The 16,382-nt window shown below is 69.0% G+C and carries 17 protein-coding genes; 7 read left to right on the forward strand and 10 right to left on the reverse strand.

Translation table 11 applies throughout. The features are described from left to right. Positions 1-21: 21 nt before the first annotated feature. The 4 genes from hslU to gloB all read right to left on the reverse strand — a co-directional run bounded on the left by hslU (position 22) and on the right by gloB (position 3,251). A complete protein-coding gene (hslU, locus tag AZC_RS01120) occupies positions 22-1,329 on the reverse strand; it encodes an ATP-dependent protease ATPase subunit HslU (protein WP_012168752.1) in 1,308 nt (435 codons plus the stop codon). Positions 1,330-1,418: 89 nt separating this feature from the next. Next, the gene (gene hslV / locus AZC_RS01125) at positions 1,419-1,961 is read right to left on the reverse strand and encodes an ATP-dependent protease subunit HslV (RefSeq protein ID WP_043878735.1); all 543 of its coding nucleotides are present in this window, start codon (positions 1,959-1,961) and stop codon (positions 1,419-1,421) included. Between the two features lie 69 nt (positions 1,962-2,030). After that, positions 2,031-2,474 (reverse strand): cupin domain-containing protein, encoded by a 444-nt coding sequence (locus AZC_RS01130; protein ID WP_043879894.1) that lies wholly within the window; start codon positions 2,472-2,474, stop codon positions 2,031-2,033. Between the two features lie 3 nt (positions 2,475-2,477). Continuing rightward, positions 2,478-3,251: a hydroxyacylglutathione hydrolase gene (gene gloB / locus AZC_RS01135; protein WP_012168755.1), complete on the reverse strand. Its 774-nt coding sequence runs from the start codon at positions 3,249-3,251 to the stop codon at positions 2,478-2,480. A gap of 155 nt (positions 3,252-3,406) precedes the next feature. Here gloB and AZC_RS01140 point away from each other — a divergent pair, with 155 nt between their 5' ends. Next, the gene (locus AZC_RS01140; RefSeq protein WP_012168756.1) at positions 3,407-4,153 is read left to right on the forward strand and encodes a class I SAM-dependent methyltransferase; all 747 of its coding nucleotides are present in this window, start codon (positions 3,407-3,409) and stop codon (positions 4,151-4,153) included. A 7-nt stretch (positions 4,154-4,160) separates the two neighbouring features. Here the strand turns inward: AZC_RS01140 and AZC_RS01145 are convergent, their stop codons facing one another. After that, complete coding sequence (locus AZC_RS01145; RefSeq protein WP_043878736.1) at positions 4,161-4,769, reverse strand: TetR/AcrR family transcriptional regulator; 609 nt, start codon at positions 4,767-4,769, stop codon at positions 4,161-4,163. A gap of 183 nt (positions 4,770-4,952) precedes the next feature. Here AZC_RS01145 and AZC_RS01150 point away from each other — a divergent pair, with 183 nt between their 5' ends. Further along, entirely contained in the window at positions 4,953-5,351 is a 399-nt protein-coding gene (locus AZC_RS01150; protein WP_012168758.1) for a RidA family protein, read from the forward strand. A gap of 34 nt (positions 5,352-5,385) precedes the next feature. Here AZC_RS01150 and metW read toward each other — a convergent pair whose 3' ends face one another. From metW to AZC_RS01165, 3 genes are all read right to left on the reverse strand, one after another. Continuing rightward, positions 5,386-6,036, reverse strand: coding sequence for a methionine biosynthesis protein MetW (metW, locus tag AZC_RS01155; RefSeq protein WP_012168759.1), 651 nt, complete (start codon positions 6,034-6,036; stop codon positions 5,386-5,388). A gap of 3 nt (positions 6,037-6,039) precedes the next feature. Next, positions 6,040-7,251 (reverse strand): homoserine O-acetyltransferase MetX, encoded by a 1,212-nt coding sequence (gene metX / locus AZC_RS01160; protein ID WP_012168760.1) that lies wholly within the window; start codon positions 7,249-7,251, stop codon positions 6,040-6,042. Positions 7,252-7,340: 89 nt separating this feature from the next. Next, positions 7,341-7,649, reverse strand: a complete 309-nt coding sequence (locus tag AZC_RS01165; protein ID WP_043878737.1) for a hypothetical protein — start codon at positions 7,647-7,649, stop codon at positions 7,341-7,343. A 370-nt stretch (positions 7,650-8,019) separates the two neighbouring features. On the opposite strand from AZC_RS01165, the gene AZC_RS01170 reads away from it, so the two are divergent. The 3 genes from AZC_RS01170 to fdxA all read left to right on the forward strand — a co-directional run bounded on the left by AZC_RS01170 (position 8,020) and on the right by fdxA (position 12,002). Beyond that, the gene (locus AZC_RS01170) at positions 8,020-11,280 is read left to right on the forward strand and encodes a helicase-related protein (protein ID WP_043878738.1); all 3,261 of its coding nucleotides are present in this window, start codon (positions 8,020-8,022) and stop codon (positions 11,278-11,280) included. A 27-nt stretch (positions 11,281-11,307) separates the two neighbouring features. Beyond that, a complete protein-coding gene (locus AZC_RS01175; protein WP_012168762.1) occupies positions 11,308-11,589 on the forward strand; it encodes an RNA-binding S4 domain-containing protein in 282 nt (93 codons plus the stop codon). Positions 11,590-11,666: 77 nt separating this feature from the next. Further along, positions 11,667-12,002, forward strand: a complete 336-nt coding sequence (fdxA, locus tag AZC_RS01180) for a ferredoxin FdxA (RefSeq protein WP_012168763.1) — start codon at positions 11,667-11,669, stop codon at positions 12,000-12,002. Between the two features lie 67 nt (positions 12,003-12,069). Here the strand turns inward: fdxA and AZC_RS01185 are convergent, their stop codons facing one another. After that, positions 12,070-12,477: a hypothetical protein gene (locus AZC_RS01185; protein ID WP_148209777.1), complete on the reverse strand. Its 408-nt coding sequence runs from the start codon at positions 12,475-12,477 to the stop codon at positions 12,070-12,072. A 277-nt stretch (positions 12,478-12,754) separates the two neighbouring features. Here AZC_RS01185 and cysG point away from each other — a divergent pair, with 277 nt between their 5' ends. Together cysG and AZC_RS01195 are read left to right on the forward strand one after the other, a co-directional pair. Beyond that, entirely contained in the window at positions 12,755-14,254 is a 1,500-nt protein-coding gene (gene cysG, locus AZC_RS01190) for a siroheme synthase CysG (RefSeq protein ID WP_043878740.1), read from the forward strand. 68 nt (positions 14,255-14,322) lie between these two features. After that, positions 14,323-15,135 (forward strand): HesA/MoeB/ThiF family protein, encoded by an 813-nt coding sequence (locus tag AZC_RS01195; protein ID WP_012168766.1) that lies wholly within the window; start codon positions 14,323-14,325, stop codon positions 15,133-15,135. Positions 15,136-15,160: 25 nt separating this feature from the next. Here the strand turns inward: AZC_RS01195 and AZC_RS01200 are convergent, their stop codons facing one another. Then, positions 15,161-16,162, reverse strand: a complete 1,002-nt coding sequence (locus AZC_RS01200) for a 2-hydroxyacid dehydrogenase (RefSeq protein ID WP_043879897.1) — start codon at positions 16,160-16,162, stop codon at positions 15,161-15,163. Positions 16,163-16,382: the final 220 nt, after the last annotated feature.

The raw sequence follows: 16,382 nt of genomic DNA on the forward strand, positions 1-16,382 counted from the left end.
CGGAGACGCGCCGCCCGTGGCTCACAGGATGAAGCGGCTGAGGTCGGCGTTCTTGGCGAGGTCGGCCACGCGCTCGCGCACATAGGCGGCATCGATGCTCACCGTCTCGCCGGAACGGTCCGGGGCGGTGAAGGACAGTTCGTCCAGCACCCGCTCCATCACCGTCTGCAGACGGCGGGCGCCGATATTCTCCACCGTCGAATTCACCTCCACCGCCACGTCCGCAATGGCCTCCACCGCGTCGGGGCTGATGTCCAGCGTCACACCCTCCGTGCCCATGAGGGCAACGGACTGCTTGACGAGGCTTGCCTCGGTCTCGGTGAGGATGCGCACGAAATCGGCGCGGGTGAGGGCTTCCAGCTCGACGCGGATGGGCAGGCGGCCCTGCAGCTCCGGCAGCAGGTCGGAGGGCTTCGACACGTGGAAGGCGCCGGAGGCGATGAAGAGGATGTGGTCCGTCTTCACCGGGCCATGCTTGGTGGAGACGGTGGTGCCCTCGATCAGCGGCAGCAGGTCGCGCTGCACGCCCTCGCGGGAGACGTCCGCGCCGGAACGGCCCTCGCGCTGGGCGATCTTGTCGATCTCGTCGAGGAAGACGATGCCGTTATTCTCCACCGCATAGATGGCCTCCTGGGTGGTGGCCTCCTGGTCGATGAGCTTGTCGGCTTCCTCGGTGAGGAGGAGGGGATGGGCATCCTTCACCAGCACGCGGCGGGCCTTGGTGCGGCCGCCGAACGCCTTGCCCAGCATGTCGCCCAGCGAGACCGCGCCCATCTGGGCGCCGGGCATGCCGGGGATCTCGAACATGGGCATGCCCTGCGCGCCCGCCTGTACCTCGATCTCCACTTCCTTCTCGTCCAGCTCGCCGGCGCGCAGCTTCTTGCGGAAGGCGTCACGGGTGGTGGAGGAGGAGTTGGCGCCCACCAGAGCGTCCAGAACCCGCTCCTCGGCGGCGAGATGCGCGCGGGCCTGCACATCCTTGCGCTTCTGCTCGCGCACGAGGCCGATGCCCACCTCAACGAGATCGCGGATGATCTGCTCCACGTCGCGGCCCACATAGCCGACTTCGGTGAACTTGGTGGCCTCCACCTTCAGGAACGGCGCGCCGGCGAGGCGCGCGAGGCGGCGGGAAATCTCGGTCTTGCCGACGCCGGTCGGGCCGATCATCAGGATGTTCTTGGGCAGAACCTCCTCGCGCATGTGGCCCTGAAGCTGCTGACGCCGCCAGCGGTTGCGCAAGGCGATGGCCACGGCGCGCTTGGCCTTGCCCTGGCCGACGATGTGGCGGTCGAGCTCGGAGACGATCTCGCGGGGGGAAAAGTCACTCATCTCGTTCGTCTTTCGTGTCCCGGCGCGGATCAGCCCAGGGGGATGCGGTGAGGCACCGGCCGCCTGAAACGCTCACGCGGGCTTCAGGGTCAGCCGATGGTCTCAACGATGATGTTGCGATTGGTATAGACGCAGATGTCGGCGGCGATCTCCAGCGAGCGGCGCACGATGGCTTCCGGTGCATCCTCGCGGTCGAGCAGGGCGCGGGCTGCGGCCAGCGCATACATGCCGCCCGAGCCGATGCCTGCAACGCCCGCCTCCGGCTCCAGCACGTCGCCGGTGCCGGTGAGCACGAGGGAGACGTTGGCATCCGCCACAATCATCATGGCTTCCAGCCGGCGCAGATAGCGGTCTGTCCGCCAGTCCTTGGCGAGTTCCACCGCCGCGCGCTGGAGCTGGCCGGGATACTGCTCCAGCTTCGCCTCCAGTCGCTCGAACAGCGTGAAGGCATCCGCGGTGGCGCCGGCGAAGCCGCCGATCACGTCGCCCTTGCCCAGACGGCGCACCTTGCGCGCATTGGCCTTGAGGACGGTCTGGCCCAGGGTCACCTGCCCGTCGCCGGCAATCGCGACGCGATTGCCCTTGCGCACCGTGACGATGGTCGTTCCGTAAATGGTATCTGGGGAATGCATGTAAGGCTCCGCTGACGGGGCCTTACTTAAGACCTTCCGCCGCCGGTGCAATGTCTGCCGCTTGCGGCCTCATGCCCAGTCGGGTTTCCAGTCCGGCGGGGCGAGCTGGAAGCCGGAGAACAGGAAGGCCGGGGCCACCGTGCAGCCCACCAGCGTCCAGGCGCCAAGGCTCTCCGCCGCCTGCCACACGAAGGGGGGCACCACGCCCTGCGGCTCCTGTCCGGCGGTGAGATCCGTGCCGAGCGTGAGGGTGCGGGTCGCCTCGCCCTCGGGCGCGAGATGAAGGCTGAGCGGCGCGCCGGCGTAATAGTGCCAGGTCTCGCTGGCATCCACGCGGTGCCAGTGGGAGCGCTCGCCGGCCTGCAACAGGAAATAGATGGCGGTGGATGCGGCGCGGGTGCCTTCCGGCGCCATGTCGCGGAAGGTCTCGCGATAATGGCCGCCTTCCGGATGCGGCTTGAGATCCAGTTTTGCGATGATTTCGGCGGCGGACAGGTGGGAGAGGTCGGACATCATTCAGCCCCGGAACACATTCTTGCGGGCACGCAGTTCGGTGAAGACGGCAGCGGGATCGGCGCCGGCAAGGCCGAGGCGTTCGGCCATGTCGGGATCGTCCGCCCGCAGGAAGGGATTGGTGAGACGCTCGTCGCCGAGCAGCGCCGGAATCGTGGGCTTGCCCTCCCGCCGCGCCGCCTCGGCGTCAGCGACGCGGGCGCGCAGGGCGCCGTTGTCGGGATCCACGCTGAGCGCGAACCGGCCGTTGGCCACCGTGTATTCGTGCCCGCAATAGAGCGAGAAATCATCGGGCAGGGTGCGCAGGCGCTGGAGCGAGTGCCACAGCACCGGCGGGTCGCATTCCAGCGCCCGGCCGCAGCCCATGACGAACAGCGTGTCGCCGGCAAACAGCAGCTTCTCTTCTGGGAAGACGAAGGAGATGTGGCCCGCCGTGTGGCCGGGGGTCTCGATCACCCGGCCGATGGCCGAGCCGAGACCCACGGGATCGGCATCCACCACCTCCACATCCAGGGCCGGAATGGTGGCGGCCTCGGCCTTCGGGCCGACGACGGTGGCGCCATACTGCGCCTTCAGCGCCAGCACGCCGTCCACATGGTCGGCATGGTGATGGGTGATGAGGATATGGGTGAGGTCCCAGCCTTCCAGCTCCAGCGCATCCATGATCGGGCCGGGCTCGGGCGCGTCCACCACGGCGGTCGCCTCGGTGAGGGGATCGTGCAGGAGGACGGCGTAATTGTCGCTCAGGCACGGGATGACGCGGATATCCAGCGGCATGTTTCATCTCCTCCTGCTGCGGCGCGTCCCTGAGTAGCACGCCGCCGCGCGCAAACCACCTCGTTCCACGTGACAACCGGAACATGGCGGAACTGGCGCAGAGCTTCCGCCTGTCCCGGCATGGTCTGCTATAAGACGTTCGCAGGAGGCGGACGATGTTCCTGGACGTTGTGGATTTGCGTAGCTTCTATGCCCAGCCGCTTGGCCTCGTGACCCGGCGGCTGATCGCGCGCTCCATCCGCGCCCGCTTTCCTGATGTCACCGGCCTGTCCATCCTCGGGCTTGGTTACGCGACACCCTACCTCGGCGTATTCCGGGAGGAGGCGGAGCGCTGCATCGCCGTCATGCCCGCCGCGCAGGGCGTGGTGCGCTGGCCCTCCACCGCCCCGACGCTCGCCGCCCTTTCCGACGAGCTCGAACTGCCATTGCCCACCTCCTCCATGGACCGGGTGATCGCCGTCCATCTCCTCGAGATGACACCCAATGCGGCGGATGTGCTGCGGGAGGTGTGGCGCGTGCTGGCCCCCGGCGGGCGGCTGCTCGCCATCGTGCCAAACCGCCGCAGCGTCTGGGCGCGGCTCGACACCACCCCCTTTGGCAACGGCAGCCCCTTCTCGCGCGGGCAGGTGGTGCGCCTGCTGCGGGAGGCACTGTTCACGCCGGTCGGCTGGGGCGAGGCGCTCTATGTGCCGCCGGTCTCCAGCAAATGGCTGCTGCGCACCGCCATCGCCTGGGAACGGGCGGGTGGGCGTCTGTCGCTCCCGTTCGCCGGCGTGCACGTGGTGGAGGCAACGAAGCAGCTCTACCGCCCCGCCCCGGTGAAGCGCGTGCGCCTCGCCCCGGCGCTTGAGCCCGGCCTTGTGCCCGTGGCGGTGCCGGGAGGCTACGGCCGGACGGGGTAGGGCGAGGTCACGTCGTGCCGGCGCCAGCGGGCGTGCGCAGGCCCGAGACCAGATACCGGAAGGCCTCCACCGCCTTCTTCAGCACGGCGTGCGGATCATCCGCCGCCGCGATCCAGAGTGCCGCGTTGAGCGCCGCGCCATTGACGAGCCGGGCCGCCGCTTCGGCATCCATGGGGCGGATCGTGCCCGCCGCGATCAGGGTCTCGATCGTCGCTGTGGTGCGCCGCAGGCAGGCGGTCTGGTTGGGCCACTGCGAGGGATCGCCGAGCACCGCCGGGCCGTCGAGCAGCATGATGCGCTGAATCTCCGGCTCCAGCGACATCTCGATATAGGCGACGCCCTCTGCTTCGAAGGCCAGCCACGGGCTCGGCGCGCTCTGCTGCGCGGCCTGCATCCGCACCAGCATCTCGGCGTCCATCTGGTCGATCACCGCCTGCAGCAGACCCTTCTTGTCTCCGAAATTGTGATAGAGCGCGCCCCGCGTCAGGCCGACCTCGGCGGTCAGCTCGTCCATGGACGCCGCAGCATAGCCCTTCTCAGCGAAGGCCTTGCGGGCCGCGCCGATGAGCTTGGCCCTGGTCTCCTCCATCATCTGCGCGCGCCTGCCGGAAGCCATGTCACCCTCGCTCAAAATACATACGGTCCGTATGTGAACTTGACATGCGCGCCGTATGTCGGAATATGTTCGCATACGGCGCGTATTTCAATGTGCTGCCACGCACCCCGCCGCCGGATGCCTATCCGTTACCCCGCAACGCTCCCACCGGAGCGATCGCCCTTCCATGCCTGGAGACCCGCCATGCGCACGTCCGAAGCCCTCTTTCCTGCCGGCCGGCAGGCCCTCTACGAGATCAACCGCTATTCGGCGGCCATCCGTTCCGGGGATCTCCTGTTCGTTTCGGGGCAGGTGGGCAGCCGCTCCGACGGCTCGCCCGAGCCGGAGTTCGAGGCGCAGGTCCAACGCGCCTTCGACAATCTCGCTGCCGTGCTCAAGGCCGCAGCCTGCACCTTCGACGACATCGTGGATGTCACGACCTTCCATACGGACCCGGAGCGGCAGTTCGAGGCGGTCACGGCCGTACGGACGAAGGCCTTCCCGCAGGCGCCCTATCCCAACTGGACGGCGGTGGGCGTGACTTGGCTGGCCGGCTTCGATTTCGAGATCAAGGTCATCGCCCGCGTGCCGCAGGCAGCCTGATCCTGTCAGGCGGCGGCGCGGCCCTCCGCGCCGCTCACTTGCGGGAGAGCAGGAATACGGCCTGTTCGCCGAGCAGGTTCCACACCCACCAGGGCATGTTCACCCGCACCCGGTGGCCGGAGGAATCGAGCGCCACCGCCTGCTCCATCCGCGCGTCCAGCGTCTCCGCGAGGGCCACGAAGTCGCGGATGGTGCAGAAATGGATGTTCGGCGTCTCGTACCAGGCATAGGGCATGTTGTCGGTGACCGGCATCCGCCCATAGACGAGCAGGTCGAACCGCGAGCGCCAGTGGCCGAAGTTCGGGAAGGAGACGATGGCGTGTCGGCCGATGCGCAGCATCTGCTCCAGCACCCAGCGCGGACGGCGGGTGGCCTGGATGGTCTGCGACAGGATCACGTAATCGAAGCTGTCGTCCGGATAATGGGCGAGGTCCACGTCCGCGTCGCCCTGCACGATGGCGAGACCGCGGGCGACGCCGGCATTCACGCCCTCCCGCGAGAGTTCGATGCCGCGCGCGTCGCAGCCGCGCGTGGTGGCGAGAAGGTCGAGCAGTTCGCCGTCACCTGAGCCCACATCGAGCACGCGCGAGCCGGGGGCGACCATCTCGGCCACCACCACAAGATCGACGCGCCCGCCCTGCGAGCGCACCGCGCTCTCATCCAGCGTCCGGTCCCGATAGGCCATGGTCTAACGCGTCCTCGCCGGGGGCAGGCCCGCCGCGCGGGCGGCGCTGTCGAGGAAGCCACGCGAGATGTCGAACAGCTCCGGCTCCTCCAGCAGGAAGGCGTCATGGCCCTTGTCGCTCTCGATCTCCGCATAGGAGACGCTGGCGCCGGAGGCGTTGAGGGCATGGACGATGGCGCGGGAATCCTGCGTCGTGAACAGCCAGTCCGAAGTGAATGAGACGACGCAGAAGCGCGTCTTGGAACTGCGGAAGGCGTTGGCGAGCACGCCGTCATAATCCGCCGCGAGGTCGAAATAATCCATGGCGCGGGTGACGTAGAGATAGGAATTGGCGTCGAAGCGCTGCACGAAGCTCTCGCCCTGATGGCGCAGATAGCTTTCCACCTGGAAGTCGGCATCGAAGCCGAAAGTGGGCAGGACGCGGTTCTGCAGCCGCCGCCCGAATTTCCGGTGCAGCGCCTGGTCGGACATGTAGGTGATGTGCGCGGCCATGCGCGCCACCGAGAGCCCGCGATGGGGGGCGACGCCTTGGTTGAGATAGTCGCCGCCACGCCAGTCGGGATCAGCCATCACCGCCTGCCGGCCGACCTCGCCAAAGGCGATGTTCTGCGCCGAATGACGCGCGGCGGTGGCGATGGGCAGGGCACAGAACACCCGCTCGGGATAGCTCGCCGCCCATTGCAGCACCTGCATGCCGCCCATGGAACCGCCGGCGACGCAGAACAGGCGCTCGATGCCCAGATGATCGAGCAGCATGGCTTGCGCATTCACCATGTCGCGGATGGTCACCACGGGCATCTCCAGCCCGTAGGCGCGCCCGGTGGCCGGATTGGTGGAGGAGGGCCCGGTGGTGCCCATGCAGCCGCCGAGCACGTTGGCGCAGATCACGAAGAAGCGCTCGGTATCGATGGGCTTGCCGGGGCCGACCATGGTCTCCCACCAGCCGGGCTTGCCCGTCACCGGATTGACGTTGGCCACGTGCTGGTCGCCGGTAAGGGCGTGGCAGACGAGAATGGCGTTGGAGCGGTCTGCGTTCGGCTCGCCATAGGTCTGGTAGGCGACCTGGAGCCCGCGCAGTTCAACGCCCGCGTCCAGCCGCAGCGGCTTGTCGGCTCCGAAGCGCACGAGCGGCGAATGGGGCTCATCCGCTTCCCGGCGTGCCTTCACATCTTCCGCCGTCTGGCGTCCCGTCTCGATTTTGACCGTTTCTCCCATGCCGCCACCAAGCGACGCGGAGGGTCCCCTGTCAAGCCGCCTCGCCTCCGGAACGGAGCGGTCCGCGCGGCAGCCTTAACGGCGCACCGTCACTGCCCCTGGCAGAGCGGATCGATCTGCGGACAGCCCAGCGCGTTGCGGGTGGTGTTGGGATCTGGCACGCGCCGCTCCCGGCTGGCGACGGAGCCGGTCACGTCGCCGTCTTCGCGTTCCTGCGCCGCCGGCGGGTTCTGCGGCACCGGCACGCGCACGCCGTTGGAATAGGTCCGCACCGCCCCGCCGGAAGGACTGGTCTGTGTCACGCCGCCCGTCGTCTGGGCGCTGGCGGAATGGCCCGCACTCGCCGCCGCGAGCGCGCCGGCCACGAGGCCGATGATCAGGATGCTTCCGTGCCGCATGTCGTCCTCCCGTCTCGCCGGCGCGTCTGGTCGACGGCGCGCCCTGCCAACCAACGGGGCCGGGCATGCCTTGTTCCTGCCAAAGTTTGGCAACCGGCCGCGAGGAACGCAGAACAGAGCGCGATCCGGGGCGGCGCTCCGATTCGGACGGGCTTTGTTCGCGTCGTGTTCGTGGGGCTTGCGCCGGCTGTCCCGTTTCGGGACGGGCAGGGCGGAGGGGAACGAAACCGGCACCGTCCGCCTCGTCCGATTCGGGCGCCCTTCGTTCCGCCCCTGTTCCGGCCATTCGGGCGGCAGCACTGGACGTGTCGCCTTTGCGTCCCGATATGGTACAGAGCTGTCCCCCGAGCTGCCGGACCCCGCCGACCGAATGGATGACGTCACCAAGCTTGCCGTGCTGCCGCCGTCCATCAGGGCGCGGGGCGTCACGGCCGTGCTCGGCCCCACCAACACCGGCAAGACCCACCTCGCCATCGAGCGCATGCTGGGACACGAGAGCGGCCTCATCGGCCTGCCGCTCCGGCTGCTGGCGCGCGAGGTCTATCAGCGGGTGGTGGAGCGGGTGGGCGCCAAAAACGTGGCGCTCATCACCGGTGAAGAGAAGATCAAGCCGAAGAACCCGCGCTACTGGGTGGCCACCGTCGAGGCCATGCCGCGCGACGTGGATGTGGCCTTCGTAGCCATCGACGAGGTGCAGCTCGCCACCGATCTCGATCGCGGCCATGTCTTCACCAACCGGCTGCTGAACCGGCGCGGCCGCTTCGAGACCATGCTGCTGGGCTCGGCCACCATGCGGCCGCTGATCCAGAAGCTCATGCCCGGCGTCACCATGGTGGAGCGGCCCCGCCTCTCGACCCTGATGTTTGCCGGCGAGAAGAAGATTTCCCGCCTGCCGCGCCGCTCGGCCATCGTCGCCTTCTCGGCGGAGGAGGTCTATTCCATCGCCGAATTCATCCGCCGCCAGCGGGGCGGGGCGGCGGTGGTGATGGGGGCGCTCTCGCCCCGCACCCGCAATGCGCAGGTGGAGCTCTACCAGAACGGCGATGTGGATTATCTCATCGCCACCGACGCCATCGGCATGGGCCTCAATCTCGACGTGGACCATGTGGCCTTCGCCTCGGACCGGAAGTTCGACGGCTGGCAGTTCCGCCGCCTCAACCCCATGGAGATGGCGCAGATCGCGGGCCGCGCCGGCCGGGCCATGCGCGATGGCACCTTCGGCACCACGGGCCGCTGCCCGCCCCTCGACCAGGAATTGGTGGAGCGGCTGGAGGCTCACGATTTCGAGAACGCACGGGTGTTGCAGTGGCGCAACGCCGTGCCGGACTACCGGACCATCCGCACGCTGACGGACAGCCTCGCGCTCCCGCCGCGGGAGGAGGGGCTGACCCGCGCACCCACCGGCGACGACGTGCAGGTGCTGGAAATCATGAGCCGCGACGCGGACGTGACGGCCCGCGTGACCTCACCTGCGGTGGTGGAGCGGCTGTGGGACGTCTGCCAGGTGCCCGATTATCGGAAAGTTTCCCCAGGCGCCCATGCGGAGCTGATTTCCACGCTTTTTCAGTATGTCGGGACCGGTGGTCGCATCCCCGACGACTGGTTCGCGCGTCAAATCGCCTTGACCGATCGCGCGGAAGGAGACATCGACACGCTGTCGAGCCGGATCGCGCAGGTGAGAACCCTCACCTTCGTAGCCAACCGGCCCGATTGGCTAGGGGACCCGGAGCACTGGCAAGGCGTCACAAGAGGGGTCGAAGACAAGCTGTCCGACGCGCTTCACGAACGATTGGCACAACGTTTCGTGGACCGCCGGACCAGCATGCTCATGCGACGCCTGCGAGAGAACACGATGCTCGAGACTGAGATCAGCAAGACCGGCGATGTTACCGTGGAAGGCCATGTGATCGGCCATCTCCAGGGATTCCAGTTCGCACCAGACCCCACCGCCGGCGGGGAAGAGGCCAAGGCCCTGCGCGCCGCCGCGCAGAAGGCACTGGCCGGGGAGATCGAGACCCGCGCCAACCGCCTGTCGCAGGCGGTGGACGAGGCGTTCGTGCTCAGCCATGACGGCACCGTCCGCTGGACGGGTGAGCCGGTGGCCAAGCTCATCCCCGGCGACGAGGTGCTGAAGCCCCGCTTCAAGATCATCGCCGACGAGCATCTGACCGGCCCCGCTCGCGATCAGGTGGAGGCGCGCCTCACGCTGTGGGTGAACGCCCACATCGAGAAGCTGCTCGGCTCCCTGAACAAGCTCGCCACCGCCGAGGACATCACCGGCATCGCCCGCGGCATCGCCTTCCAGATCGTCGAGTCCCTCGGCGTGCTGGAGCGCACCAAGGTGGCCGAGGAGATGAAGACCCTCGACCAGACCGCCCGCGCCACGCTGCGCGGCTATGGCGTGCGGTTCGGTGCCCATCACATCTATCTGCCCGCGCTCCTGAAGCCGGCCCCGCGCACGCTGGCGGCGCAGCTCTATGCGCTGAAGCATGGCGGCCTGCAGCAGAAGGGCCTCGACGAGCTGCCGCATCTGGCGGCGAGCGGGCGCACCTCCATTCCCGTGGATCACGAGATCCAGAAGGGCCTCTACCGGGCCGTCGGCTTCCGCGTCTGCGGCGAGCGGGCGGTGCGCGTGGACATTCTGGAGCGTCTCGCCGACCTCATCCGCCCGGCGCTGGCCTGGCGGCCGAACTCCCCCGGCCCCAAGCCGCCGGGTGCCGTGGACGGTCGCGGCTTCACCGTGACGGTGGGCATGACTTCGCTCGCCGGCTGCTCTGGCGAGGACTTCGCCTCGATCCTGAAGTCGCTCGGCTATCGCATGGAGCGCCGTGCGGCCCCGCCGCCGGAGGCCGATACCGCCGCCGTGACCGAGGCTGCGCCCGCGCCGGAAGCGGCCGAGCCGCTGACGCCGGCGCCGGAAGGCGCCATCGAGGCGGACCTGCTGTTCGAGGCCTCCGAGGCTCCGGCTCCGGTTGAGGCGCATGAAGATGCGTCCCATGAGGACGCCCCGCACGAGGAGCACGACGCGCTGGTGGAAGAGGTGGCGGAAGCCGCCGAGACCGAGGCGGTGATCGCGGAGAGCGCCGATCCCACCGCTGCCGAGAGCGCAGAGGAAGTCGGCGCCGTGGAAGCCCCCGCCGCCGGTGACGCGACCCCCGCCGAGGCGGCGGAAGCCGTGGCCGGCGAGGCGAATCCCGAAGAGCCGGCCCTCATCGAGGTGTGGCGTCCGGGCCGTCCGCCGGGTGCGCCGCGCCGCGAAGGCGCGCCGGGCCAGAAGCGCGAGGGTCGCGGGGACAATCGTGGCGGCGAACGCCGCGACGGTCGCCCCGGTGGCCAGCGCCGCAACGGGCCTCCCGGCGATCGCCCCGGCCAGGGCCACCGTCCGCCGCGTCCGGAAGGCGAGGGCGAGGCGGCGGCGCAGGGCGAGCGGCAGGGCAACCGCCCGCCGCGCAGCGAGCGCTTCCGCGTGCCGCAGGGCGATGCGCCCCGCGGGCCGCGTCCCGAACGCCATGGCGGCGGTGCCCCGCAGCAGCAGGATCGCCGCCGCGAGAAGCAGGCCGATCCGGACAGCCCGTTCGCTGCCCTCGCCGCCCTGAAGGCGCGGCTGGAGGCGGAGAAGAAGGGCAAGTGAGGCACCCGCGCCTGAGGCTCGCGTCCCTTGGCCGCTGACGAGGATCGTCAGCGGCTGGACCGCTGGCTCTGGCACGCGCGGGTGGTGCGCACCCGCGCGGCGGCTGCTGACCTCGTGCGTTCGGGCCATGTGCGGCTCGACGGTCAGCGGGTTACGGGCGCGGCACATCCGGTGAAACTCGGACAGGTGCTCACCGTTTCGCTCAATGCAGGGGTGCGCGTGCTGCGGGTGCGCGGCTTTGCGGAGCGGCGGGGAGATGCTACATCCGTCGCCGACTTATTGGATGATATCACAGACGAAAGTCGGTAAATAGCGCGTGCAGCCCCGCGGAAGCTCTTGCGCCCTCCGGGCTCATGTTCTAGTGCGGCGCGCGAAAGGGATCTGTCATGGCCTATGTCGTCACCGAGAACTGCATCCTCTGCAAGTACACGGACTGCGTTGCGGTGTGCCCCGTGGACTGTTTCTACGAGGGTGAGAACATGCTCGTCATCCATCCCGACGAGTGCATCGACTGCGGCGTGTGCGAGCCCGAATGCCCGGCGGAAGCCATCAAGCCCGACACCGAGCCGGGCCTTGAGAAGTGGCTCTCGCTGAACGCCGAATATGCCAAGACGTGGCCGAACATCACCCTGAAGCGCGACGCCCTGCCGGACGCCAAGGAGTGGGATGGCAAGCCCGGCAAGGAAGACAAGTTCTCCGCCGAGCCCGGCACCGGCGACTGATCCGCCGTTTGATGTGCAGATGAGACGGCCTGGACGCCCTCCGGGCCGTTTGTCTTTTCCGCGCCGGTCAGGGCGCGGTGGCGAGCATCTGGTATTGCGAGAGCAGGAGATTGCCCCTCGCATCCAGATAGGCCCGCCCGTAGGTTGCCGCACGCAACGCGCCCACGTCCGCATAAATGGTCCCGCCGAGCGGCGGCTGGGCGCCGGGCTTGCGACAGGGCACGCCCACCGTGACGGCGGCTCCCGGCGCATAGAGCTTGCCGCGCTCCACCTTGCGCACGTGGCCGGACACCGCGCAGGTGCCGAACGGTTCGGCGGGCTCGGCGACGGCGGCCACCTCCAGCACGATGATGTTGGCCGCCTGCCGGCGGGCCTGATCGTAATATTTCGGCGGCAACAGCGCCTGGGCAGGCGTGACCAGACCGGCCACCACCACCGCGCTCACCATTCCGGCGAGACTGAACGTCCGGCTCATGCGGCATCCCCCTTTATCGCTCCCATTCAAGAGCGTGAGCGTGGCGGCGCAAGGGCAGGGGCGGAGGCAAATCGGCGCGCCGGACATTGTCCATCTTGATGGTGTGATTTCATCAAAAGGCGGATCATTTCCGTTGAATGGGGCGCGATGCTGCGGCATATGACGCGCTCGGCCGCGTGACGTGTCCTCCCCCGGCGTCGATGCAACTCTTGGCAAGAGGAGCGTGGGGGAAGACAATTTGAGATCGCGCGGTGCCGACCGAGGAGATGCCGACCCCATGAGCGCCGAACGCACGCCTTCCGAGACCGGCCGCGCCCCTCGCCAGCGCGAGGGCGGGCGCATGGAGAAACTGGCGCGCCTGCCGGTCTTCTTCGCGCTTCAGGGGCGCCGGGTTCTGGTGGCGGGCGGGCGCGAGCCGGCGGTGTGGAAGGCCGAACTGCTCTCTGCCGCAGGTGCGCGGGTGGAGGTGATCGCCCCCGACGTTTGCGAGGAGATGTGGCACCTCGCCGCCGCCGCGCCGGGTGGTCCCATTGCCATTCACAAGCGCCGCTGGTCGCCGGACGATCTGCCTGGCGCCGCCATCGCCATTGCGGATGCGGAGGACGAAGCCGAGGCGGAAGCCTTCGCCGCCGCAGCCCGCGCCGTGGGCGTGCCGGTGAACGTGGTCGACAAGCCGGCCTTCTGCGATTTCGCCTTCGGCGCCATCGTCAACCGCTCGCCCCTCGTGGTGGGTATTTCCACCGATGGGGCGGCGCCCGTCTTCGGGCAGGCCATCCGCGCCAAGATCGAGGCGCTGCTGCCTCAAGGCTTCAAGGCCTGGGCGCAGGCGGCGCAGAGCTGGCGCAGTGCGGTCTCCGCCCTCGGCCTCAGCTTTCAGGGCCGCCGCCGCTTCTGGGAGAGCTTCGCCGCCCGTGCCATGGCCGAGCCCAACCGTCCGCCGGAGGATGCCGACCGCGACGCCCTGCTCGCCGTGGCCGAGGCGGGGCAGGCGCTGCCCGAGGTGGGCTCCGTGGTGCTCGTGGGCGCGGGCCCCGGCGATCCGGAGCTACTGACGCTCAAGGCCGTGCGCGCGCTCCAGAGCGCCGACGTGGTGCTCTACGACGATCTCGTCTCCGACGCGGTGCTCGATTTTGCCCGGCGCGAAGCCAAGAAGATGCTGGTGGGCAAGACCGGCTACGGCCCGTCCTGCAAGCAGGACGACATCAACGCCCTCATGGTGCAGCTCGCCCGAGAGGGCCGGCGCGTGGTGCGCCTCAAGGGCGGCGAGCCCATGATCTTCGGCCGCGCCGGCGAGGAGATTTCCGCCTGCCGCGCCGCCGGGGTGCGGGTGGAGGTGGTGCCCGGCATTTCCGCCCCGCAGGGGGCGGCGAGCCGGCTCGTGGCTTCCCTCACCCACCGCGACCATGCGCGGCGCCTGCAATTCGTCACCGCCCATGCCCGCGACGGCAAGCTGCCGCGCGACCTCGACTTCAAGGCCCTGTCCGACAAGGCGGCGACCACCGTCGTTTATATGCCCCGCCGGACCCTGCCCGATCTCGTGGCCGAGCTGGCCGCCGCCGGCGTCGATCTCGCGACCCCGGCGGTCGCGGTGTTCTCAGTGACGCGGGCGGACGAGCAGATGGTCTGGTCGCCGCTCGGCAGCCTTGTAACCGCCGTCGCCGCCGCCGTCGATGAAGGGGCGGCCGGCCCCTGCATCGTCCTCTATGGCCATGCCCTGTCCGCCGCCGAAGGGGCGGAGGCGCTGCTTGACCCCGCGCCCCGGACTGCCCAGATCTGAGCGATCCCTCGCGCCCTCAGGGTCGCGCCTCTCAGAGCCTGAACCGTCAGGCCCCAGGACACCCTTTCATGGCTTTTTCCGCCGACGAGATCGAACGCTACGCCCGCCACATCGTGCTGCATGACGTGGGCGGGCCGGGACAGCAGAAGCTGAAGGCCGCGAAAGTGCTGGTGGTCGGCGCCGGCGGGCTCGGCGCCCCGGCGCTGCTCTATCTGGCGGCGGCGGGCGTCGGCCGGCTGATCATCGTCGATGACGACGCCGTGTCGCTCTCCAATCTCCAGCGGCAGGTCATCCACCGCACCGCCGACATCGGCCGCCCCAAGACCGATAGCGCCAAAGAGGCCGTCGAGGCCCTCAATCCGCATGTGGAGGTGGAGACGCACGCCGTGCGCCTGACGCCCGCCAATGCGCTCGATCTCATCTCCCGCGCCGATGTGGTGCTGGACGGCTCCGACAATTTCGCCACCCGCTATCTGGTGTCGGATGCCTGCGTGCTGGCGAAGAAGACGCTGGTGACGGCGGCGCTCGGCACCTTCGATGCGACGCTCACCACCATAAGCGCCCATGAGACGGGGCCGGATGGCACGCCGAACCCCACCTATCGCTGCCTGTTCCCCGAACCGCCCCCGCCCGGCACGGTAGCGCCCTGCGCGGAAGCGGGCGTGCTCGGCGCGCTCGCGGGCATCGCCGGCTCCATGGCGGCGCTGGAGGCCATCCGCGCCATTGTCGGCTTCGGCGAGGGGCTGGTGGGCAAGCTGCTGATGATGGACGCTCGGTCCATGCGCTTCGAGACGCTGAGCTACGGCTGGGACGAAGACAATCCGCTCACCGGCACGGGCGCCCGGATCACCGACCTCTCCGCACATGAAAAGGCCGCCTGAACGGCGGCCTTTCGGAATATCTGGATCAGAGCATGGAGGGCAGGACGCGGTCCGGTGGACGGTGCCCGTCCATGAAGGTGCGGATGTTCACGATCACCTTCTCGCCCATGTCGATGCGGCCTTCGAGCGTCGCCGAGCCCATGTGCGGCATCAGGACCACCTTGCCCTGACGGGCGAGGCGCACGAGCTTCGGGTTCACCGCCGGCTCCTGCTCGAACACGTCGAGGCCCGCGCCGCCCAGCTCATCGGCTTCCAGCATGCGGGCGAGCGCATTCTCGTCGATGATCTCGCCGCGCGCCGTGTTCACCACATAGGCCTCGCGCTTCAGCAGCTTGAGGCGGCGGGCGGAGAGCAGGTGGAAGGTGGCCGGCGTGTGCGGGCAGTTGACCGACACGATGTCCATGCGGGCCAGCATCTGGTCGAGGCTGTCCCAGTAGGTCGCCTCCAGCGCATCCTCGATGGCGCCGGGCAGGCGGCGGCGGTTGTGATAGTGGATCTGGAGGCCGAACGCCTTGGCGCGGCGCGCCACCGCCTGGCCGATGCGGCCCATGCCGATGATGCCTAGGCGCTTGCCCCAGATGCGTCGGCCGAGCATCCAGGTGGGCGACCAGCCCGCCCAGTCGTCCTGATCGCCGGTCAGCACCTGCGCGCCTTCGGTGACGCGGCGGGGCAAGGCGAGGATCAGCGCCATGGTGAAGTCGGCGGTGTCCTCGGTGAGGACGCCGGGCGTGTTGGTAACGGTGATGCCGCGGGCGAGCGCGGTCGCCACGTCGATGTGGTCGACGCCGTTCGAGAAGCTGGCGATGAGGCGCAGGTTCTCGCCGGCCTGCGAGAGCACGGCCGTGTCGATGCGGTCGGTCAGGGTCGGGACGAGGACGTCGGCGCGCTTGACGGCTTCCACAAGGGCAGCCTGGTCCATCGGCACGTCATCCACGTTCAATTCGGCGTCAAAAAGTTCGCGCATCCGGGTCTCGACGACATCCGGCAGCTTCCTTGTGACGACGACGAGCGGCTTGCGACGCGCCATTTCCATCCCCGTTCTGCGTTTCCCCAGCTTTCGTTCGGTCTAGCAGACAGGCGCGGAAAGACAAGGCGCCGTGCGCATCGCGGCCTTGACGGGCGGCGCCGTCCGGCGCACTTCACACCCGCAACGGCTCGCAAGTGCAGCAATGTCCGCGAGCCGGGGCGCAACGATCGGTCGCAAGTGCCGGCCCCCGGCACGCGGGGGGCTCCCCCGCTCCCATGAT

Origin of the sequence: Azorhizobium caulinodans ORS 571 (assembly GCF_000010525.1) — a bacterium.
Taxonomy (GTDB): domain Bacteria; phylum Pseudomonadota; class Alphaproteobacteria; order Rhizobiales; family Xanthobacteraceae; genus Azorhizobium; species Azorhizobium caulinodans.